The sequence below is a fragment of the Solidesulfovibrio sp. C21 genome (genome assembly GCF_047785625.1).
Classification (GTDB): Bacteria; Desulfobacterota; Desulfovibrionia; order Desulfovibrionales; family Desulfovibrionaceae; genus Solidesulfovibrio.
In genome coordinates this window covers 1-20,294 of the sequence record NZ_JBLODY010000072.1, presented here as the reverse complement: position 1 = coordinate 20,294, position 20,294 = coordinate 1, and the positions used below count along the sequence as shown (strand labels likewise).

The 20,294-nt window shown below is 62.2% G+C and carries 19 protein-coding genes and 1 pseudogene; 16 read left to right on the top strand and 4 right to left on the bottom strand.

The features are described from left to right. Positions 1-418 precede the first annotated feature (418 nt). The 4 genes from ACMZ6R_RS16775 (at position 419) to ACMZ6R_RS16760 (ending at position 3,881) form a co-directional block, all read left to right on the top strand. Positions 419-1,231, top strand: coding sequence for an ABC transporter ATP-binding protein (locus ACMZ6R_RS16775; protein WP_416113559.1), 813 nt, complete (start codon positions 419-421; stop codon positions 1,229-1,231). Between the two features lie 228 nt (positions 1,232-1,459). After that, complete coding sequence (locus ACMZ6R_RS16770) at positions 1,460-2,137, top strand: ABC transporter permease (protein WP_416113557.1); 678 nt, start codon at positions 1,460-1,462, stop codon at positions 2,135-2,137. Positions 2,138-2,140: 3 nt separating this feature from the next. Continuing rightward, a complete protein-coding gene (locus tag ACMZ6R_RS16765) occupies positions 2,141-2,905 on the top strand; it encodes an ABC transporter permease (RefSeq protein WP_416113555.1) in 765 nt (254 codons plus the stop codon). Positions 2,906-2,948: 43 nt separating this feature from the next. Continuing rightward, positions 2,949-3,881, top strand: coding sequence for an ABC transporter substrate-binding protein (locus tag ACMZ6R_RS16760; protein ID WP_416113553.1), 933 nt, complete (start codon positions 2,949-2,951; stop codon positions 3,879-3,881). A gap of 184 nt (positions 3,882-4,065) precedes the next feature. Here ACMZ6R_RS16760 and ACMZ6R_RS16755 read toward each other — a convergent pair. Beyond that, a pseudogene (locus tag ACMZ6R_RS16755) lies at positions 4,066-4,518 on the bottom strand (aldehyde dehydrogenase family protein); the annotation flags it as partial. A 406-nt stretch (positions 4,519-4,924) separates the two neighbouring features. Between ACMZ6R_RS16755 and ACMZ6R_RS16750 the strand changes: the two are divergent. From ACMZ6R_RS16750 to ACMZ6R_RS16730, 5 genes are all read left to right on the top strand, one after another. Next, positions 4,925-6,055, top strand: a complete 1,131-nt coding sequence (locus ACMZ6R_RS16750) for a glutamate synthase (RefSeq protein WP_416113551.1) — start codon at positions 4,925-4,927, stop codon at positions 6,053-6,055. Further along, the gene (locus ACMZ6R_RS16745) at positions 6,019-7,653 is read left to right on the top strand and encodes a glutamate synthase-related protein (protein WP_416113549.1); all 1,635 of its coding nucleotides are present in this window, start codon (positions 6,019-6,021) and stop codon (positions 7,651-7,653) included. Before ACMZ6R_RS16750 ends, ACMZ6R_RS16745 begins: the two co-directional genes overlap by 37 nt. A gap of 49 nt (positions 7,654-7,702) precedes the next feature. After that, a complete protein-coding gene (locus tag ACMZ6R_RS16740; RefSeq protein WP_416113547.1) occupies positions 7,703-10,033 on the top strand; it encodes an FAD-dependent oxidoreductase in 2,331 nt (776 codons plus the stop codon). A 206-nt stretch (positions 10,034-10,239) separates the two neighbouring features. Next, complete coding sequence (locus ACMZ6R_RS16735; RefSeq protein ID WP_416113545.1) at positions 10,240-10,836, top strand: hypothetical protein; 597 nt, start codon at positions 10,240-10,242, stop codon at positions 10,834-10,836. 15 nt (positions 10,837-10,851) lie between these two features. Then, a complete protein-coding gene (locus ACMZ6R_RS16730) occupies positions 10,852-11,358 on the top strand; it encodes a hypothetical protein (protein ID WP_416113543.1) in 507 nt (168 codons plus the stop codon). A gap of 79 nt (positions 11,359-11,437) precedes the next feature. Here the strand turns inward: ACMZ6R_RS16730 and ACMZ6R_RS16725 are convergent, their stop codons facing one another. Both ACMZ6R_RS16725 and topA read right to left on the bottom strand, forming a co-directional pair. Next, a complete protein-coding gene (locus ACMZ6R_RS16725; RefSeq protein WP_416113541.1) occupies positions 11,438-12,349 on the bottom strand; it encodes a DMT family transporter in 912 nt (303 codons plus the stop codon). Between the two features lie 56 nt (positions 12,350-12,405). Next, complete coding sequence (gene topA, locus ACMZ6R_RS16720; protein ID WP_416113539.1) at positions 12,406-14,667, bottom strand: type I DNA topoisomerase; 2,262 nt, start codon at positions 14,665-14,667, stop codon at positions 12,406-12,408. 147 nt (positions 14,668-14,814) lie between these two features. Here topA and era point away from each other — a divergent pair, with 147 nt between their 5' ends. The 7 genes from era to fliQ are packed head-to-tail and all read left to right on the top strand — an operon-like array spanning position 14,815 to position 19,148. Then, complete coding sequence (era, locus tag ACMZ6R_RS16715; protein ID WP_416113537.1) at positions 14,815-15,732, top strand: GTPase Era; 918 nt, start codon at positions 14,815-14,817, stop codon at positions 15,730-15,732. A gap of 56 nt (positions 15,733-15,788) precedes the next feature. Beyond that, positions 15,789-16,502 (top strand): YggS family pyridoxal phosphate-dependent enzyme, encoded by a 714-nt coding sequence (locus ACMZ6R_RS16710; protein WP_416113535.1) that lies wholly within the window; start codon positions 15,789-15,791, stop codon positions 16,500-16,502. A gap of 31 nt (positions 16,503-16,533) precedes the next feature. Continuing rightward, a complete protein-coding gene (locus ACMZ6R_RS16705; protein ID WP_416113533.1) occupies positions 16,534-17,106 on the top strand; it encodes a flagellar basal body-associated protein FliL in 573 nt (190 codons plus the stop codon). Positions 17,107-17,130: 24 nt separating this feature from the next. Then, the gene (fliN, locus tag ACMZ6R_RS16700) at positions 17,131-17,709 is read left to right on the top strand and encodes a flagellar motor switch protein FliN (protein WP_416113531.1); all 579 of its coding nucleotides are present in this window, start codon (positions 17,131-17,133) and stop codon (positions 17,707-17,709) included. Beyond that, complete coding sequence (gene fliO, locus ACMZ6R_RS16695; protein WP_416113529.1) at positions 17,702-18,121, top strand: flagellar biosynthetic protein FliO; 420 nt, start codon at positions 17,702-17,704, stop codon at positions 18,119-18,121. Before fliN ends, fliO begins: the two co-directional genes overlap by 8 nt. Further along, complete coding sequence (gene fliP, locus ACMZ6R_RS16690; protein WP_416113561.1) at positions 18,108-18,866, top strand: flagellar type III secretion system pore protein FliP; 759 nt, start codon at positions 18,108-18,110, stop codon at positions 18,864-18,866. The genes fliO and fliP overlap by 14 nt, the downstream gene beginning before the upstream one ends. Before the next feature lie 12 nt (positions 18,867-18,878). Continuing rightward, the gene (gene fliQ / locus ACMZ6R_RS16685; protein WP_416113527.1) at positions 18,879-19,148 is read left to right on the top strand and encodes a flagellar biosynthesis protein FliQ; all 270 of its coding nucleotides are present in this window, start codon (positions 18,879-18,881) and stop codon (positions 19,146-19,148) included. A 185-nt stretch (positions 19,149-19,333) separates the two neighbouring features. On the opposite strand, the gene ACMZ6R_RS16680 is transcribed toward fliQ, so the two are convergent. Continuing rightward, positions 19,334-20,152: a sugar phosphate isomerase/epimerase family protein gene (locus ACMZ6R_RS16680; RefSeq protein WP_416113525.1), complete on the bottom strand. Its 819-nt coding sequence runs from the start codon at positions 20,150-20,152 to the stop codon at positions 19,334-19,336. Positions 20,153-20,294 lie beyond the last annotated feature (142 nt).

Genomic DNA, 20,294 nt, shown 5'->3' with positions numbered 1-20,294 from the left:
CAGGCCCCCCTTCCAAAGACTTTTAATGGGGTGAAAAGACGAATCATATAAAATAAATACCGAAAGGACGCCTGCTGCGGCCAGAAAATTGTTCCCCAATATGGCGGCCGACGATGTTTTGTATCTGCCTGACTGAGAGAATTGTTCCCAGATATGGCGCGGGTCCCCAGGGCCGGCGGCGGGATGTGGGGACGCGAAGGCGTATTCTTCAAATATGCGCCGCACGCGGCCGCCACATCCCGCCGCCGGCCAGCCAGCCAAAAACTTCGCGCCACTTCGGCTGGTAGCCCTCATCCTCTTTGGAAAACAGAAAATTTGAAATGAAAAAGGCGCGAGGGAACCTCCCCTTTTCGGAAGGCTTCCCCTCTCGCACTTTCTTCTTTTCTTCTCCAACCAAATTGCATTACGAGTAGGTCTTGTGCTGACTATTGAAGCGTTATCCAAAACTTACGCCCAAAACGGATCGCCGCCGGCCTGCGCCCTGGCCGGGGTGAACTTTGCCGTGCCGCGCGGGGCGTTCGTCTCGCTTCTGGGGCCGTCGGGTTGCGGCAAATCCACCATCCTCCAATGCGTGTGCGGGCTTATGCGCCCCACTTCCGGCCACGTGCGCCTCGACGGCCGCGACGTCACCAGCCCGCCCCCGGAAATGGCGCTTATCTTCCAAAACGCCGCCGCCTCGCTTTTCCCCTGGCAGACCGTGGCCGAAAACATCCGCTTCGTGCTGCGCCGCAAGCTCGGCTCGAAAAAAGACAAGGAACAGGCCGCACGTGAGGCCCTGGCCTCGGTCGGACTGGCCGATTTCGCCGACCGCTACCCCTGGCAGCTCTCCGGCGGCATGCAGCAGCGCGCCGCCCTGGCCCGGGGACTGGCCTACGGCGCGGATATCCTGCTCCTCGACGAACCCTTCGCCTCCGTCGACGCCCAGACCCGCGAGGAACTCGAAGACCTGCTCGCCGCCGTCGCCCGCAACCAGGCCAAAACCGTGCTCTTCGTCACCCACGACATCGACGAGGCCGTGTACCTGTCCGATACCGTCATCGTGCTCACGCCGCCGCCGGCCAAAGTCGCCGCCAGCATCACCATCGAACTGCCCACACCCCGCGACCAGATCAGCACCCGCGAGGATCGCCGCTTCCTCGACGCCAGGAGGGCGATTCACTCCCTGTTGCGGCGAGAGGAAGAGGGTGGGAGGGGCGTTGCCCCTCCCACACCCTCCCCACCAGGGGAATAATTCCCCTGGACCCTTTACTAAATGGGAACTCTCCTTTTCACCGATATGCCGCATCCATCCGACATAGCCAGCCCATGCCCCATCAAAGGGGGCCCGGGGGGAATTATTCCCCCCGGTAGGGTGGTCCAGGAGGGGCAACGCCCCTCCTGGCCGCCGGAGGCCTCCATGGGCTACCTCCTCCTTGCAGCTCTCCTTATCCTTTGGGAAACAACGGCGCGGGGGGGCGTGGTGCGACCGGATTTATTGCCGCCGGTTTCAGGGGTTGTTGTGGAGTTGTGGCGGTTGGCTATTTCCGGCGAATTGTGGCGACAGGGCGGCGCGACGCTGTGGCGCACCCTAGCCGGGTTTGCCTTTGGCGGCGGAGTCGGCGTGTTGTTGGGGTTTTGTTGTGGTGTATTTCCGAAGTTTGGCCGGGCGAGCCGGACCACGGTGGAATTCCTGCGGCCCATGCCGTCGGTAGCGCTCATTCCGATCGGCATCTTGTTTCTGGGGCTGGGGTTCGGGCTGTGCGTGGGCATAACCGGATTTGCCTGTTGCTGGCCGGCCTATGTGGCCGCCTTGGCCGGGGCCTCGGCCGCCGGGCCGGAGCTTTTGGCCACGGCCAGGGTGTACGGATTGTCGCGGCGCGAGACGATTTTGCTGGTGCGCGCCCCGGCCGCCCTGCCCCAGGTGCTGGCCGGGCTGCGGGTGGCTTTGGCCGTGGCCGTGGCCGTCACTGTGACCACGGAGATGGCGGCGGCGGGAAGCGGCCTGGGCTCGTTTATCCTGGAGTCGTCCCTGGCCCGGCGTCCCGATGCCATGTACGCCGGCATCGTGGCCGTGGGGCTGCTCGGCTTCGGGCTCAACGCCGCCTTCGTGGGCGTGCGCGGCCGCGTTTTGCGCTGGATGCCGCGCAGGGGGCATTAGGCGATGCGGCGCTTCTCGGGACTGATCGTTTTCGTAGTTCTGGCCTGCCTGTGGGAGGCGGTTTCCCGGCTTGGCATCGTGTCGCGGCTTTATTTTCCGCCGGTTTCGACCATTGCCGTCACCTTCTGGAAACTGACCGCCTCGGGGCTTTTGCCGCTGCAAGCCGGGCAGACGCTTACGCGCGCCCTGGCCGGGCTGGGGATCGCCGCCGCGGTCGCCGTGCCGCTCGGGCTCGGCATGGGCGTTTCGCGCCGGCTGGCCGGGCTGCTCTCGCCCACGGTGGAGCTTTTGCGCCCGGTGCCGCCGCCGGCCATCATTCCGGCGGCCATGCTCCTTTTCGGCATCGGCTCCGGCATGAAGGTGTTCGTGGTCTTTTTCGCCTGTTTTTTTCCCATCCTGGTCGGGGCCATGGACGGGGCCAGGGCGGTGCCGCCGCAATTTCACCTGACAGCCGCCGCCTACGGCCTGTCGCGCTACGACACCCTGGCCCGGGTGCTGCTGCCGGCGGCCGGCCCGAGCGTCGCGGCCGGGTTTCGCACGGCCGTGCCCATGGCGCTGATCGTGGCCGTGCTCTCGGAGATGATCGGGGCCACCAGCGGCATCGGGCATTATATCCTGCGCATGCAGCGCACTTTTGCCATTCCGGAGATGTATGCCGGGGTCGCCATGCTCGGGATTCTCGGGCTCGGGCTCAACACGGCCGTGGAACGCGTCACGGCGCGGCTTTTGCGCTGGCATGAAGGTCGCGGGGACGCTATGGAAGGATGATCGCCCCTTCGGCCGCAGCCACGACAACCCACAGGAGGCCCGTATGCCGCGCCCGCTGCTTTTCGCCCTGCTCTTAATTTTCCTCGCCCTGCCCGCCCACGCCGCCGAACCCGCGCCGCTCAAGGTCGGCTACATGCCGGTCGGCGATTGCCTGCAATTCTTCGTGGCCGAAGCCGAGGGGTATTTCAAGGCCGAAGGCCTCGCCGTCACGGGCGCGTCCATGAAGGGCGGCGCGGTCATCGCCCCGGCCGTGGAAGGCGGCGAACTGGCCGTCGGCTGGTCCAACACCGTGTCCATCATCCTGGCCCACGCGAAAGGCTTCGACTTCACCTTCCTGGCCCCCGGAGTCGAGGGCGTGGCCGGCACCAACGACGTCCACGCGCTGCTCGTGCCGGCGGATTCCAAGATCACCTCGGTCAAGGAGCTGGCCGGCAAGACCGTGGCCATCAACACCCTCGGCAACATCAACGAGGCGGCCATGCGCGCCCTGGCCGAAAAAGCCGGAATCGCCCCGGACTCCATCCGGCTGGTGGAAGTTCCCTTCCCGGACATGGCCACCGCCCTGGCCAAGGGATCGGCCGACGCGGCGCTCACCCTCGAACCCTTCGTCACCGATGCCGTGTCGCGCGGCGTGGCCAAGGTGCTCGAGCCCTCGCCCCACGCCGCCTTCGGCAACCCCTATCTGATCGGCGCCTGGTTCGCCAAAAAATCCTGGATCAAGGCCCATCCCGAAGAGGCGGCGGCGTTCGTCCGGGCGGTGACCAAGGCCTCGGCCTTCATCACCGCCCACCCCGACAAGGCCCGTGAAATCCTGCGCGGCCGCACCAAACTCCCGCCCGATCTGGCCGCCAAAATCACCCTGCCGCGCTTCCCCGAAAAGCTCGAACCGGCCGCCCTGCAAGGCGTCATCGACGTCTGCGCCCGCTTCGGCCTCATCCCCAAGCCCTTCGCCGCAGGCGACGTGCTGGGGAGATGAAAGGGAAATGCAAGAGGGGGACCCTTTTTTCAAAAAGGGTCCCCCTCTCGCGCTCTCCCCTCCTCAAAACTTTTAAAGGTTACAGCTTGTTGTCTTTAACCATCTGTAACCGGTAAAAATCTTTGGGAAGGGGTTCCCCCCGGTCTTATCCTCTTAATGCACCTTGGCCAGGAAGGTCGTGACCACGGGCAGGGCCGGACTGCTTGTAGCCGCACCCCAGTGGGCCTGGGTGAAAGAGACGTTGAAGTCGTTGCCCCAGACCGTGCCGAAACGCGGGTGATGCGGTCCGGGTCGCGGGTCCAGAATCCGGCCGACAGGCCGTAGATGGTGCTGTTGGCGCGGCTTACCGCCTCGTCCTCGGTCCTGAAATGCTCCACGGTGATGACCGGGCCGAAGACTTCTTCCTGGACCACGCGCATGGCGTTTTCGCAACCCGTAAAAAACGTTGCCAGGGAGTAGAAGCCGCCGGCCAGCGGATAGGTCAGGGCGCGGGCATGCGGATGCGGAAATCGCACCGGCGGTCCCAGGACCCGGCCTTGAGGACCAGGACCTTGTGCTTGGGATTGGCGCTCAAGCGGTTGGCCAGGACGCACCCGGCCAAACAGCTGCCGATAATGATGAAATCATCGTGCTTCATGTCTGCTCCTTAGCTTTGCGGTCCGCGCTGCGGGGACCGTTTTTTCCAAGCCGGCAGCGTTTGACGCAGGCGGTTTCGATCTTATTATCCTAAACTGGGCGTCCGGGCCGGGATTGGCCGCGGCCCGCGCCGTGACGGATGGGACGGCGCACGCCCCCGGAAGAGCGCCTTGGCGGACCGAAGATTCGTCGGCGTGATCGCGGCGACGGCGCACGCCGCCCGGTCGAACTTTTCAAAAAAGGCGAAATGTCTCGGGGGTATTGCTTTTGTATGAAATAATCTTCCGCCGGAATTTATTTACATTTTTCGCAAGAAGTCCCTCTTTTTTATTTTTTGCTTTACGATGCCCTATTTTGTCACTATGAAAAAACCCCCCTCAAATAGATAGCGTTATTCGGAGTAGACCATGTGCCGCTTATTCGCCCTCAGCAGCCGGGACCCCGTGTCCCCCATGCGCGCCATCGAGGCCCTCAACGTCATGAAGGAAGGACACGACGGCTCCGGCGTCGGCCTTTTTCTCCATGATCTGGGCGGTCCTTTCGGCGAGATGAAGGACGCGCCGATCCTCTCCGGCATTTTCACGGACGACGGATTAAAGCGCCTCGACGCCTTCATGGATGAACGGGGCTTCGTCACCAAGTCCACCCTCGTACTCGACCCCAAGACCACGGTCCCGGCCGGCACCCCGGTACGCGGGACCTACATGGCCCGGGCTTACGAGATCCCGGCCGACCTCAAAGGCAAGGATCAGGCCGAGCGCGAACTGACCTATATGACCCTGCGCGTGGCGCTTCGCCTCATGGGCGAGGAAAAAGAAGACATCCGCGTCTTCTCGTTCTGGCCCGACACCATCATGGTCAAGGAAGTCGGCGATCCCCTGACCGTGGCCGAATACCTCGGCCTCGACCGGCCGGAGCTCTACTGCCGCCGCATCCTGGCCCAGGGCCGCCAGAACACCAACTACGCCATCAATCTCTACGCCTGCCACCCGTTCTTCCTCCAGGGCGTATGCACCATGACCAACGGCGAGAACACGGCCTTTATTCCCATCAAGGAATACCTGCTCTCGCGCGGGTTTCCCGGTTATATGGGTTATCAGTCCGACTCGGAAGTCTTCGCCCATATCATGCATTTCACGCTCAAGCGCCTGGGCCTTGGCATCGAATACTACAAGCACGTCATCACGCCGTTGTCCAACGCCGAGATGGAAGGCCATCCGGACCGCGAAATGCTTGCCCGCATCAAGCAGACCTGCCGCAAGCTCATCATCGACGGGCCCAATTGCGTCATCGGCTGCCTGCCCGAGGGAACCATGTTCATGGTCCAGGACCGCAAGAAGCTGCGCCCCGGCGTGGTTGGCGGCAAGGACGGCATTTTTGCCTTTTCCTCGGAAATCTGCGGCCTCGACGCGGCCATTCCCGACCGTGACGAGCACGCCGATTTTCAACCCATGCACCTGGATACGGCCATCGTGCGCCCCGAATGCCAAGAGGTCACCATATGCAATCAGCTCCAATCCTTACCCCGTCCACACTAAGCGTCAACGACCTGCCCTGGCAGGTGGACTGGGACATACACACCTGCACCCTGTGCGGGCGCTGCACCGCCGTGTGCCCGGTGAACGCCATCGAACTCGGCGTGTTCCGCAAGCGCACCGTCGAGACCACCCTGGCCTTGCAGAAAAAGCCCACCAACAGCTATTCCATTTATTACGGCATCCGCCAGCGCACCGATCCGGCCTACCGCTGCATCGGCTGCGCCATGTGCAACATGGTATGCCCCAATAACGCCATCACCCCGCGCCTGCGCCCCGAAGCCACCACGCTCAAGTTCCACAACAACCGTGGCGGCCAGGCCCGCACCCGGGGCGGTCGCCGCAACGACTCCGGCAGCCTGCTCGACCAGATCAAGTTCATCCGCATCTCCATGCTCACCGACCCGGCCCTGGACGCCGGCCGGCACGAGTTCGAGCTGCGCACCCTGCTCGGCCGCGTACAGCCGCCCGAGGAAGGCCTCCACGCCCTGGAAGAGCACGCCTGGGTGCCGGCGGTGCGCGAGATCTATCCGCTGATGGTCGGCTCCATGTCCTTCGGCGCGCTCTCCCCCAACATGTGGGAAGGGCTGATCATGGGCGTGACCTACTTAAACGAGGAAATGGGCATGCCGGTGCGGATGGCGACGGGCGAGGGCGGCTGTCCGCCGCGCCTGTTGCGCTCGCGCTTCCTCAAGTACGTGGTGCTCCAGATCGCCTCGGGCTACTTCGGCTGGGACGAGATCATAAAGGCCCTGCCGGATATGAAAGAGGACCCCTGCGCCATCGAGATCAAGTACGGCCAGGGAGCCAAGCCCGGCGACGGCGGGCTGCTCATGTGGTACAAGGTCAACAAGCTCATCGCCGCCATCCGCGGCGTGCCCCAGGGCGTGTCCCTGCCGAGCCCGCCCACCCACCAGACCCAGTATTCCATCGAGGAGTCCGTGGCCAAGATGATCCAGTCCATGTCCATGGCCTGGGGATTCCGCGTGCCGGTCTACCCGAAGATTTCCGGCACCACCTCGTCCACGGCGGTGCTCAACAACCTCATCCGCAACCCCTACGCGGCCGGGCTCGCCATCGACGGCGAGGACGGCGGCACGGGCGCGGCCTACAACGTCTCCATGAACCACATGGGGCACCCCATCGCCACCAACCTGCGCGACTGCTACGAAGACCTGTGCACCGCCGGCAAGCAGAACGAGATTCCGCTCATTGCCGGTGGCGGCATCGGCAAGAACGGCAACCTGGCCGCCAACGCCGCCGCGCTGATCATGCTCGGCGCCAGCGCCGTGCAGTCGGGCAAGTACATGATGCAGGCCGCCGCCGGCTGCCTGGGCTCTGAGCGCGACCGGTGCAACGTGTGCAACATCGGCGTGTGCCCCAAAGGCATCACCTCCCAGGACCCCCGCCTGTACCGGCGGCTGGACCCGGAAAAGGTGGCCGAACGTCTCGTGGACGTGTTCCTCTCCTTCGACACCGAACTGCGCAAGATCGTCGCCCCGCTCGGACGTTCCACGTCGCTGCCCATCGGCATGTCCGACGCGCTCGGCATAAGCGATTACCACGCGGCCCAGCGCCTCAAGATCAAGTACGTGGTCTAGCGGCGGCCCGGCGAAAAAGAACCCCAGCAGCAGCAAGGCAGCAACGCACATGGCACAGCAAAGCGTCACCATACACGGCATCGAAAACGGCCTGCGGGTGGACTCCCGTATTCTCGAGGAACGCATCCAGCGGGCCGTGACCCAGGGCGCCCGCGACCTCCTTGTCGAGGCCGACGGCCAGCACGGCATCGGCGGCCGGCTTTTCATCGCCCGCGAGGAACCCATCACCGTGCGCATCACCGGCGCACCCGGCCAGCGCGCCGGCTCCATGGGCTTCCCGGGCACGAAGATCATCATCGACGCCCCGACCTCGGACGACATCGGCTGGCTCAACGCCGGGGCCGAGATCACGGTGCTCGGCAACGCCGGCAACGGCGCGGCCAACGGCATGGCCCAGGGCAAGGTCATGGTCGCCGGCAACCTCGGCGCGCGCGGCATGACCATGACCAAGCGCAACCCCAAGTACGCGGCCCCGGAAATGTGGGTGCTCGGCTCGGTCGGCGATTATTTCGCCGAATTCATGGCCGGCGGCACGGCGGTGGTCTGCGGCTACGAGCCCCAGAATCCGGACAACGTGCTCGGCTACCGTCCGTGCGTGGGCATGGTCGGCGGCCAGATCTTCTTTCGCGGCCCGCACAAGGGCTTTTCCCTGGCCGACGCCAAGCTCGTGCCCATCGACGACGCGGCCTATGCCTGGCTCACCGAGAACCTGCGCTCCTACCTCGAGGCCATCGGCCAGTCCGCGCTCTTCGACACCCTGTCGGCGCGCGACGACTGGCAGTGCATCGCCGCCCGCACGCCCTACGAAAAAACCGGCAAGGCCCGGCGTTCCATGAGCGATTTCCGCGCCAACGTCTGGGATGCGGAACTCGGCAAGGGCGGGCTCATCGGCGACCTGGATACCAGCGACAGAAGCCCCATTCCGCTGATCGTCAACGGCGAGCTGCGCCGGTTCGTCCCGGTCTGGGAAAACAAGAAATACCTTTCGCCCTGCCAGGCCAGCTGTCCCACCGGCATTCCGGTGCAGCAGCGCTGGCAGCTCGTGCGCGACGGCCTCATGGACGAAGCCATGGACCTCGCGCTGGCCTACACGCCCTTCCCGGCCACGGTCTGCGGCTATCTGTGCCCGAACCTGTGCATGCAGGGCTGCACGCGCAATATCGGCCACCTGACGCCGCTTGATACCGCCATGCTCGGCAAGGCCAACGCCAAGGCCGGCCACATGCCGAAGCTCCCGCCCCTTTCCGGCAAGCGGGTGGCCGTCATCGGCGGCGGCCCGGCCGGCATGTCCGTGGCCTGGCAGCTCCGGCTGGCCGGCCATGAAGCCGTGATCTACGACCTCGAGGAAAAGCTCGGCGGCAAGATCGCGGCGGCCATTCCGTCCAGCCGCATCCCCAAGGACGTGCTGGAGGCCGAAATCGAGCGGGCCCAGGAAGTGCTGCCGCACATCCAGCTCAAAAAGGCGCTGGCCAAGGACGAGTTCGCCCAGATCGTCACGGACTACGACTTCACGGTGCTGGCCGTCGGGGCCAACAAGCCCCGCATGCTGCCCGTTCCCGGCAAGGAGCTGGCCACCCCGGCCCTGACCTTCCTCAAGGCCGCCAAGAAGGGCACGGCCAAGGTCGGCAAGACCGTGGTCATCATCGGCGCCGGCAACGTGGGCTGCGACGTGGCCACCGAGGCCGCCCGCCTGGGGGCCGAGTCCATCACCCTCATCGACATCCAGACCCCGGCCTCTTTCGGCAAGGAACGCAAGGATGCCGAGGCCGCTGGCGCGATCTTCAAGTGGCCCTGCTTCACCAAGGAAATCACGGCCGCGGGCGTGACCCTGCAATCCGGCGAAACCCTGCCGGCGGACACCGTCGTCCTGTCGGTCGGCGACGTCCCGGACCTGGAGTTTTTGGACGACACCATCGCCACCGAGCGCGGCCACGTGAAGGTCAACAGCATCAACCAGACCACCAATCCCAAGGTGTTCGCCGTCGGCGACATCGTGAAACCGGGCCTTCTCACCCAGGCCATCGGCATGGGCCGCGACGCGGCCAGGGCCATCAAGGACATCTTCGCCGGCAAGCGGCCGGTGGAGGACACGCGCAAGATGATCGACTACAATCGGGCCAAGCTCGAGTATTTCGATCCGCGCATCATGGAGTTTAGCGACCTGAATTCCTGCGCCAGCCAGTGCTCCTCCTGCGGGGCCTGCCGCGACTGCGGGCTGTGCGAGACCATCTGCCCGACCGGGGCCATCTCGCGCAAGCAGCTCGACGGCAAGGAATTCGAGATGGTGTCCGACCCCGCCAAGTGCATCGGCTGCGGCTTTTGCGGCAACGCCTGCCCCTGCGGCATCTGGACCCTCGTGGAGAATACGCCGCTGGTCTGACCCGGCGTCCCCCTCATGCAATAAAAAAAAGGGCCGTCTCCTTGCGAGGCGGCCCTTTTTTTGTTCCGGGCTATTGACATATACGCAAGATGAATATAGACGACTAATTACATATCTGCTTTCAGCATAAAAATTTTTCAGGACTATATGTAATTGAGTTTTAATTTAAAAATTACGCATTGGACCCAAACTTTGAAGAGGACGCCATGAAAAGAAATGCATACCAATGGGCATGGTTAGTATTATTTTTAAGCATGATTTCAGTATGTTATATTACCATTCCCGCGACTGCGCAAACAACTTCCCAACAAAAACAAATCGACCATCAACCATTACATTTATCCCTCTACTATGTAACACGCGGTGATTTATGCCTAAATCATACAGATTATAATACTTGCAACTCAATTAGAACATATACAAAATTACATCCAATAATCGTAGAATTAAACCAAGCAAATTTTACTTGCCCACCTTCAGAGATAAGCTATAGTGGACAACACAATGCAAATTTAGGGAATAGGATTTCAAATTATAACAACCAGGTAAATAGTGGAGTGGTAGAATATAAAGACAAAAAATCAATACTTATTACTATTGATAGTAGCCCGGATAGTACATATAGCGCCAAAATAACAAGATATAGTTATTCAAATCCATCTTGTAGTTATGAAACAGAAAAAAGTATTGGGAATGGGAGCTGGTTCAACCATCAAGCAGCAGAATACTTTCATCCTTCGAGAAATTGCATTTGGAAAATTACATACAACGGCAAAGAGTATCTGTTCAAGTTTATTCCTTAAAACTAAGAAGATATCATGGCTGAAAAAAAAGAAAGTATTGCGGAGAAGTTATTAATTGTAATTTTACCAACTTTATTCATAACATTCATCAATATTGGTTTTTTAAAAACATTCGAAAACAAAATAAACATGAAGGTCGAATCAAAAAATCTTTTATTCAAAGTTGCTAGCCCAAAAATGTCAAGCCTTTATGGACAATTTCCTTTATTTGTTGAAAATGCAAACAAAATTATTGACTCTGGATATTATTCTAACAATAGCCCAGAAGCCACTTCCTTGGAAAAGAGCTATGAAAATATACTATATGATTTTATGTTTCTAGACATTTATTACACTAAAGACAATAGCATCAAAACTATTGTTAAAAAAATTAAAGATTTTTATCTCAACGATTTAACAAATGCTTCAGCAATAAACCCCAAAAAACAGCGGGACCTACGAAACGCGTTATATAAAATTACCAAAATTTTTAATGCTAGCGCTAAAAAAATAAACTCGAATCTAATAACATATCTTGATTAATTACCGCGTGTTATTTATTTATTTTTTTTCGGAACGTCGAGACTATATTACAAAAAAACACCGGCCGACCCAAAGGACGTTACCGTCTTGCCGCCCTGGGCCGCACCCGCCAGGTGGCGATCATGATGCCGCAGGCGATGCAGACGCCGCCGGCCACATGGAAGGGCGCGATGCGCTCGTCAAGCACGAGGGCCGCCTCCACGGCGGTAAAAAGCGGCAGGGAGTAATAGACGAGGCCGGCCAGCACCGGACCGACGGCCGTGATCGCCTTGGTCCACAAGAGATAGGCGGCAAAGGAGCAGCCGATGCCGACGTAGAGGACGCCGCCCACAACCTTGGCGCTGACCTCCGGCGACGGCAGAACGGCCATCTCCCAGGCCAGCCCGGGCAGGGACAGCAAAAGCCCCCAGGCGAAGGTGGCGGCGTTGAACCCCTCGAGGGACACGTCCGCCGGCCGGTAGCGCGTGCAAAAGGAATACACGCCGAAACAGACCACGCCGCAAAACGCCCACAAGTCGCCGGCGGCAAAGCGCACCCGGGCAAGGGCCTGCCAGTCGCCCCGGGAAAAAAGAATCAGCACGCCCAGAAGCACCACCAGCACCCCGGCCAGCCGGCGGGGAGTTACGGGCTCTTCGTGAAAAATCCGGGACAGGATGATGATGGTGATGGGGGCCGTCGGTACGAGCAGGGCCATGTTGAGGCTGGCCGTGGTCTGGGCGGCCTTGTAGACGAAGGTATTGAGCGCCGTGACGCCGAGAAGGCCCATGAGGGCCATGTAGCGCCAACTGCGGCGCATACCCGGCCAGTCGGCCCGAAACTTCGGCCGGGCCAGGGGCAGCAGGCAGACAAGCGCCACCAGCCAGCGCCAGAAATTGAGCGTGAAGGGCGGGATATCGTGGGCGATGCCCCGGGCGGCCACAAAGTTGCCGGACCAGAGCACGGTGGCGCCAAGGGCGGCCAGAAGGCCGACCAAACGGGGGGTGACGGGCATAACGACTTCCCGGGCCGCCGGTCAGGGACCGGCCGGCGGCACACGCACAGGGCCGGCTATTCCCCGTCCTCGTCCTTTTTATCGGCAACCGAACGCCGGTAGCGACAGCCCCGGTTGGGACAGGCGATCACCTCGCCGTCGCGGGTCTTCTTGCGCACCAGGATCTTGGAGTCGCACTGGGGGCAGGGCTCGTTGACCGGCCAGTCCCAGACCGCGAAGTCGCACTGGGGATACTGGTCGCAGGCATAAAACACCTTGCCGCGCTTGGAGCTTTTCTCCACGAGCATGCCCCCGCAGCCCTCGCGGGGACAGGGCACGCCGGTGGAAAAGGGCTTGGCGTACTTGCACTCCGGCCAGCCGGTACAGGCGATAAACCGGCTGCCGGTGCGGGATTTCTTGATGGCCAGCGGCTTGCCGCACTGGGGGCACTCGCCGACGGAAACCACTTCCTCGGGCTTGCGTTCCCGGGGAACGACCGCGCCGTCCGGAGCCCGGTCGAACTCCTTGGTGTTCTTGCAGTCCGGATAGCCCGAACAGCCCAGGAATTCGCCGGCCTTGCCGAAGCGGATGACCATGGGCTTGCCGCACAACTCGCAAACGACGTCCGTTTCCTTGCCGGCCTTGACCTTGGCCATGTCCTTGGCCGCCTTGGCCAGGGTCGGATTGAAGTCGCTGGTGAAGTCCTTCAAAAGGCTCACCCAATCGCCCCGGCCCTCGGCCACGGCGTCGAGCGCTTCCTCCATGCCGGCCGTAAAACCCACGTCCATGATCTTGACGAAATGCTCGGCGAGCAAATCCGAAACCGTCTCGCCCAGCTCGGAGGGCACGAAATGCTTCTCCTCGAGCCGGGCATAGTCGCGGTCGAGCAGGGTCGAAATGATGGCCGCGTAGGTCGAGGGACGGCCGATGCCCTTTTCCTCCAGCTCGCGCACCAGCGAGGCTTCGGTGTAGCGCGGCGGCGGCTGGGTGAACTTCTGGTCCTTTTTGAGCTCAAGGAGCGTCAGTTCCTGATCCTTGGCCAGCGGCGGCAGGGTCTTGGCCGCATCCCCGGCCTCCTGGCCGTAGACCTTGAGGTAGCCCGGAAAAATAAGCCGCTCGCCCTTGGCCTTGAAAAGCGCCGGCCCGACCGCGATGTCGGCGGCGGTGTCCCAGAAGCGCGCCTCGCTCATCTGCGAAGCCACGAACCGCTCCCAGATGAGCTTGTAGAGCGAAAAAAGGTCCTTGGGCAAAAGCGCCTTGACCTCGGCCGGGGTCAGCGTCACGTCGATGGGCCGGATGGCCTCGTGGGCGTCCTGGGCCCCGGCCTTGGTCCGGAAGTGACGGGCCTTTTCCGGATAATAGTCCGGGCCGAGGCTTGCGGTGATGAATTCCTTGGCCGCGTCCCGGGCCTCGTCGGCGATGCGCGTGGAATCGGTACGCATGTAGGTAATAAGCGCCACCGTGCCCCGCTCGCCGAGATCCAGGCCCTCGTAGAGTTTCTGGGCCGCGCCCATGGTGCGCTTGGCCGAGTAGCCCAGCCGCTGGTTGGCGGCCTGCTGCAGGGTGGAGGTGATAAAGGGCGGGGGCGGGGATTTCTTGCGTTCCTTTTCGGTCACCGCGGCAACGACGAAGGGATTGCCCGTGATCGCCGCCTCGGCCTCCTCGGCCGCCTCGCGGCTGCCGATCTCGACCTTCTTGCCCTTGTACTTGGCCAGTTCGGCCTCGAATTCCGGTGGCGTGTCGCCGGCCAGCCGGGCCTTGAACACCCAGTACTCGACCGGATCGAAGGCGCGGCGCTCCTTTTCGCGATCGACCACGAGCCGCAGGGCCACGGACTGCACCCGGCCGGCGGAAATGCCGCTTTTGACCTTCTGCCACAGGATGGGCGACACCTTGTAGCCGACCAGCCGGTCGAGAATCCGGCGGGCCTGTTGGGAGAGAAAAAGTTTTTCGTTGATGTCGCGGGGATGGGCCAGGGCCTCGCGCACGGCCCGGGCCGTGATCTCGTTGAACTGGATGCGATGGATGGGTGCGCCCGCATCCTTTAATATCTCGGCCACGTGCCAGGCGATGGCCTCGCCTTCGCGGTCCGGGTCCGGGGCAAGATAGATGGTCTTGGCGGAGGCGGCCGCTTCCTTGAGTCTGGAAACAACCTTTTGTTTGCCTGGAATGATTTGATATTGCGGCGCGAAATCTTCCTTTTCATCCACCCCCAGTTTTTTGGAGGGCAGATCGCGCACGTGCCCCACCGAGGCTTCCACGGCATAGGCATTGCCGAGAAACTTCTTGATGGTTTTCACCTTGGCCGGCGACTCGACGATAATAAGGTCCTTTCCCATGGCAGGCGTGCTATAGCCACCCCAAGGTGGCAAAGCAAGGGTTGCCGTTTGTTTCCTTGCGGGCTACTCGTTATTTTTTATTGGGCCCGTATGACTTTTTAACAAATTAAACAGCGGTTGCCACCGGAACCGCGTCTGGAGACGTCCTTGGAGCAAGCCCAACGTTTCGGCCATGTGGTCATGCTTGGACCGACCAACGCCGGCAAGTCCACCCTGCTCAACCGCCTGATCGGGCAGAAGGTGTCCATTGTTTCGCCCAAGCCCCAGACCACCCGCAACAGCATAAGCGGCATCCTGACCGAAGGCGGCGCCCAGGCCGTGTTTCTGGACACGCCGGGGCTGCACCGCCAGAAACGCGGCATCGCCCCGCTTTTGCTGCGCAGCGCCTACGCGGCCCTCGGCCAGGCCGACGTGGTACTGGTGCTGCTCGACGGTGCCCGCTACGCCCGGGACCCCGAGGCCATGCGCGACGACCTGCGGTCCATCGTCAAGGCGGTGGAAAGCAGCAACATACCGGTCGTGGTGGCGCTCAACAAATCCGATGCCGTGCGCGATAAGGCCCGCATGCTGCCGGTGCTGCAGGCCCTTGGCGAAGCACTGCCCGCGGCCGAGCTTTTTCCCGTCAGCGCCTTGAAGGGGCAGGGCGTGGACACGCTTCTGGCCGCCCTTTTCGCGCGCCTGCCCGAGGGGCCGCACCAATACGACCCGGACGAGGTTTCCACGGCCCCGGTACGCTTTCTGGCCGGGGAGATCGTGCGCGAAAAGCTCTTTTTGGCCCTTGGCGAGGAACTCCCCTACTCCACGGCCGTGACCGTGGACAACTGGGACGAAAAGAGCAAACCCGGACTGACCAAGATCCAGGCCACCATCCTGGTCGGCCGGGAAAGCCACAAGCCCATGGTCATCGGCAAGGGCGGCGAGCGCATCAAGGATATCGGGTCCAAGGCCCGGACCGAGATCGAGGAAATGCTCGGGGCCAAGGTGTTTTTGGAGTTGTGGGTCAAGGTGCGGCCCAACTGGGACCTGGACCCGGCCCTGCTCCGCGAACTGGGACTTGGGGAATAGACTGCCACGCCGTTTTACATCGCCCGCCTGGGCGGGTAGGGTCGGGCAATCGAAAAGTGACGGAAGTCGGAGACAGGCTGGTGGAAACGCAAGCGGCCAAACGTCTGGCCCAGGTAAAAGAGCGCATCGCCCGCGCCTGCGCGATCTGCGGCCGGGACCCGGCCACGGTGACCCTCGTTGCGGTGTCAAAGCTGCACGACGTCACGGAAGTGGCGGCCATGGCCGCCTGCGGCCAGCGGATTTTCGGGGAATCCTACATTCAGGAGGCGTTGCCCAAGATGGAGGCCGCCCCGGCCGGGCTCGTCTGGCACTTCATCGGCCACTTGCAGCGCAACAAGGCCAAGCTGGCCGTGGGCCGCTTCGCCCTCATCCACACGGTGGACAACCTGGAGCTGGCAGGAATATTGCAAAAAAAGACCGAAGCATCAGGCCTGACCCAGGACATCTGCCTGCAGGTCAACGTGGCCGGGGAAACGCAGAAGTCCGGCATCGACCCGGAGCACCTGCCGGAACTGGCCGAGGCCGTGGCCGCCATGGGCGCTCTTCGCGTGACGGGACTTATGGTCATCCCGCCGGTCTTTGACGATCCGGAAGGCGCCAGGCCTGCTTTTGCCCGGTTGCGCGGGCTTCGCGACGAGCTGGCCGCACGCCTGGGGCTGCCGCTTCCTGTCCTGTCCATGGGCATGAGCGGCGACCTGGAGGTTGCCGTCATGGAAGGGGCCACCCACGTGCGCGTAGGTACGGATCTGTTCGGCCCGAGACAGCGATAAGGCGTTAGGTTTCTGACGCCGGGAGACGCACATGGCAGACGCGCCCGAAGAGCCTGAAGGCAAGAAGAAATCCAGTTTTCTCAAATACATTATTCTGGTGGTGTTGCTGCTTGTGCTCGCCGGCGGCGGCTTTTTCGCCTACCAGTATTTCTTCGCGCACAAGCCGCCAGTAACGGCGGAGCAGACCAAGGAACAGGCCCAGGCCGAGGAAAAGAAGGCCGAGGAACCGCAGGCCACGGCCGAGGAAAAAAAGGCCGAGGGTGGCCACGGCGAAGCGAAAAAAGGCGGCCATGGGGGCAAGGAAGCGCCTTCCAACCTGATCGCCCTGCCGTCCTTCGTGGTCAACCTGGCCGACCCCAATGCCCGGCGTTACCTCAAGATCGTGCTCAGCGTGGAGATGACCGGCAACCCGGAACTGCTGGAAGCCAACCAGGCCAAGATCCGCGACGCGCTGCTGATGCTTTTGTCCACCAAGACCTCCCAGGATTTAAGCACGCTCGAAGGCAAGATCCTGCTGCGCAAGGAGATTGTGGACCGTCTCAACCAGGCGATCGGCCAGGCCAAGGTGGCCCGGGTCTATTTCACGGACTTCGTCATTCAATAGCGCGTCGCCGCGCGAGGGATTTCCATGACTCCCGACGACATCGATCAGGACAAGCTGGCCGCCGAATGGGCCTCCGCCCTGGAGGATCAGGAGGACGAAAAGCCGGCCTCCCAGTCGGACATCGACGCTCTATTCGATCAGCCTGCCGGCGCTGCCCCGGCCGGAGACAGCGGCGGCGGCAAGGACGACGCCCTGGCCTCCGAATGGGCCTCCGCCCTGGCCGACGAGGAAGAGCAGTCCATCAAAAGCGAACGGAACCAGGAAGCCTTGTCCCGACAAAGCGCCGCGCCACAGTTCAAGAATTTGACGCAGGAGGCCAAGGCCCCGCGTCCGGAAGGCGTGCGCCGCGACCTGGACTTCATCCTGGACATTCCGCTGGACGTCTCGGCCGAGCTCGGCCGCACCAAGCTTCTCATCAACGAATTGCTGCAACTCGGCCAGGGCTCGGTCATCGAACTCAACAAGCTGGCCGGCGAACCCCTGGAAATCTACGTCAACGGCAAGCTGGTGGCCCGGGGCGAAGCCGTGGTTATAAACGAGAAGTTCGGCGTGCGCTTAACCGACATCATAAGCCCCATCGAACGGGTGAAACAGCTTGCCTGATCCCGCAACCGCCGTCTCCGCCGCCACGCCGCCGATGCCTCCGGCCTCGGACTACGGGCTGGCCGGAGCGGCCATCCACATGGGCCTGGCCCTGCTCCTCATTCTGGCGATCATTTTCGCCGCCTACTGGGTGTTGCGCCGCTTCGGGCCCAAGTTCGGCCTGGGGCCGGCCGGCCGGGGCGGCATGCTGCGGCTCATGGCCCACCTGAGTCTTGGTCCCCGCAAAAGCATCATCGTGGTCCGATTCTTGAATGCCGATAGTGTGGCCAAGGATATGGTCCTTGGCGTCACGGACCACTCCATCACGCTTTTGACCGAGGACCATGCGCCCCATGACACCGCTGCCGTCACCGAATTCGCCGTTGCCCTGGCCGAAAAAACCCGCCGCCCGGGCGACGATTCTCCGTCCTAGCCTGCTCGTCCTCGCGGCCGCTCTCGGCATCGTGCTCGTGGCCGCCGCTTCGGCCCTGGCCCAGGACACCCCGAGCCTGACCCTGTCCCTGGCCGCCGGCCAGACCCAGCCGGAACGCGTCTCCACCCTGCTCGAAGTCCTTTTCGCCCTGACCGTGTTGTCCCTGGCGCCAGCCTTCGTGCTGACGGTGACCTCCTTTACCCGCATCATCATCGTCTTCTCGTTTCTGCGCCAAGCCATGGGCGTGCCGCAGGTGCCGCCGTCCCAGATTCTGGCCAGCCTTGCCATCTTTTTGACCTGCGTCATCATGTACCCCACGGGCAAGGCCATAAACGACAATGCGCTCCAGCCCTACCTGAGCGAACAGATCGGCTTCACCGAGGCGCTCAAAAAGGCCGAGGCGCCGCTTCGGGAATTTCTCTTCAAGCACACCCGGGAAAAGGACCTGTCGGTCTTTTACACCGTGACCAAGATGGAGCGGCCCAAGGACAAGGCCGAGGTGCCGACGACCATGCTCGCGGCCGGATTCATCATCAGCGAGCTCAAGACCGCCTTTACCATCGGCTTTCTCATCTACATCCCCTTTCTCATCCTCGACATGGTCATTTCGAGCATTCTTTTGGCCATGGGCATGATGATGCTGCCGCCGGCCACCATAGCCATGCCCTTCAAGCTGCTGCTCTTCGTGCTGGTCGACGGCTGGGGGCTCATGGTAGCCTCCCTCGTCAACTCGTTTAATACGTAAGGAGGTCCGCCCATGACGACGGATATGGTTGTGGCCCTGTCGCGTCAGGCCATCGAAACGGCGCTTTTTCTGGCCCTGCCCATGCTCGGGGTGTCACTGGTCGTGGGTGTGGTGATTTCCGTGCTCCAGGCCGCCACCCAGATTCAGGAAATGACGCTCACCTTCGTGCCGAAGATTCTCTCCATGTTCATCGCCCTGCTCGTGGCCTTCCCCTGGATGATGGACAAGATGATCAACTTCACGAAGGAGCTTTTCATGAATATCCCGAACTACCTGCGCTGAGGCCGGCCGGACAGGCCGGAGCTTCCCGCCCGTCCCATCGTCCTGATGGGGCAAAAGACGCCTTTGGGCCGCTTTTCCTCAAGCGGCGCACCGCAGATCGTTTTTTCCTGAAAAATGCCGAAAAAGGCTGCCGCCGGCCCCGTGGGCGGCCGGTCCGTCTGCTTGCGTTGCCGCAGCGGGCCGCTTCAGCCGGCGAAAAAATCCGGACGGGACCGGGCAAAGGCCAAGGCCTGGGCGTAGGCGGCGGACGAGTGGGGCTCGAAGGTCACGGTGGGACGCAGGCCGCCCTTAGCCAGCAGCTCGAACAGGGCGTCAAAGGGAATGCTCCCCTGCCCCGGTCCCAGATGCTCGTCGAAAGCGCCGTCGTTGTCGTGCAGGTGCATGTGGAGCAGATACGGGGCAAAGGCCGCGACCCAGTCGGCCAGATCGCCCCGAACGCTGCCTCCGGCAAAGCTGTGCCAGTGGCCGATGTCGAAGCAGATGCCGACACGCTCCCGTTGCCCCTCGGCAAGCCGTTCGCGCAGCGCCTCGACCGCGCCGGTCACCGTGGCCGGGTCGGCCTCGTGGGTATTTTCCAGGCACAACGGCGGATGGTCGGGCCAGGCGGCCAGAACCGCGGCCCAGGTATCGGCGGCCCGGGCCGCCCAGTCGCTAAAGGAACGGATGTAGAGAAACCGGTTGTAGGCGCTGTGCCCGACCATGCGATGGGGGGCGTAGATGGCCGCCGTTTCCAGGGCCGCCAGCAACCTGTCCCGGGTGGCCGTCCGGATGCGGGCGTCGGCGCTGCCGGGCTGGAGATCGAAAAACGGCAGATGCAGCGTGCACGGCAGGCCGGCGTCCGCCAGCCGCCGGGCCAGCTCCCTGTGCCAAGCCGGCGTCTTGGCGTCCATGAGCACCGGATCGAGGCCCAATTCCGGCGGCACCCCACCCTCAAGGTGACGCAGCACCAAGGCCGGATCGCGATCCGCCGCGCGCAGGTTCAAATTGACGTAATAGCGAGTCATGAGTTTGCCTTATCGAAATGGCACCGGGGGAGAACCTTTTTGAAAAAAGGTTCTCCCCCGGACCCCCATTCCAAAAATTTTTAACGATATCTGTATATTATTCGTCAACCATATGAACAGGTAAAAAGTTTAGGAAGGGGAG

Coding starts and splice junctions, on each gene's coding strand:
- ACMZ6R_RS16765 (WP_416113555.1), top strand. CDS start 2,141: ATGCGGCGCTTCTCGGGACTGATCGTTTTCGTAGTTCTGGCCTGCCTG.
- ACMZ6R_RS16760 (WP_416113553.1), top strand. CDS start 2,949: ATGCCGCGCCCGCTGCTTTTCGCCCTGCTCTTAATTTTCCTCGCCCTG.
- ACMZ6R_RS16750 (WP_416113551.1), top strand. CDS start 4,925: ATGTGCCGCTTATTCGCCCTCAGCAGCCGGGACCCCGTGTCCCCCATG.
- ACMZ6R_RS16745 (WP_416113549.1), top strand. CDS start 6,019: ATGCAATCAGCTCCAATCCTTACCCCGTCCACACTAAGCGTCAACGAC.
- ACMZ6R_RS16740 (WP_416113547.1), top strand. CDS start 7,703: ATGGCACAGCAAAGCGTCACCATACACGGCATCGAAAACGGCCTGCGG.
- ACMZ6R_RS16735 (WP_416113545.1), top strand. CDS start 10,240: ATGAAAAGAAATGCATACCAATGGGCATGGTTAGTATTATTTTTAAGC.
- ACMZ6R_RS16730 (WP_416113543.1), top strand. CDS start 10,852: ATGGCTGAAAAAAAAGAAAGTATTGCGGAGAAGTTATTAATTGTAATT.
- ACMZ6R_RS16725 (WP_416113541.1), bottom strand. CDS start 12,349: ATGCCCGTCACCCCCCGTTTGGTCGGCCTTCTGGCCGCCCTTGGCGCC.
- topA (WP_416113539.1), bottom strand. CDS start 14,667: ATGGGAAAGGACCTTATTATCGTCGAGTCGCCGGCCAAGGTGAAAACC.
- ACMZ6R_RS16705 (WP_416113533.1), top strand. CDS start 16,534: ATGGCAGACGCGCCCGAAGAGCCTGAAGGCAAGAAGAAATCCAGTTTT.
- fliN (WP_416113531.1), top strand. CDS start 17,131: ATGACTCCCGACGACATCGATCAGGACAAGCTGGCCGCCGAATGGGCC.
- fliQ (WP_416113527.1), top strand. CDS start 18,879: ATGACGACGGATATGGTTGTGGCCCTGTCGCGTCAGGCCATCGAAACG.
- ACMZ6R_RS16680 (WP_416113525.1), bottom strand. CDS start 20,152: ATGACTCGCTATTACGTCAATTTGAACCTGCGCGCGGCGGATCGCGAT.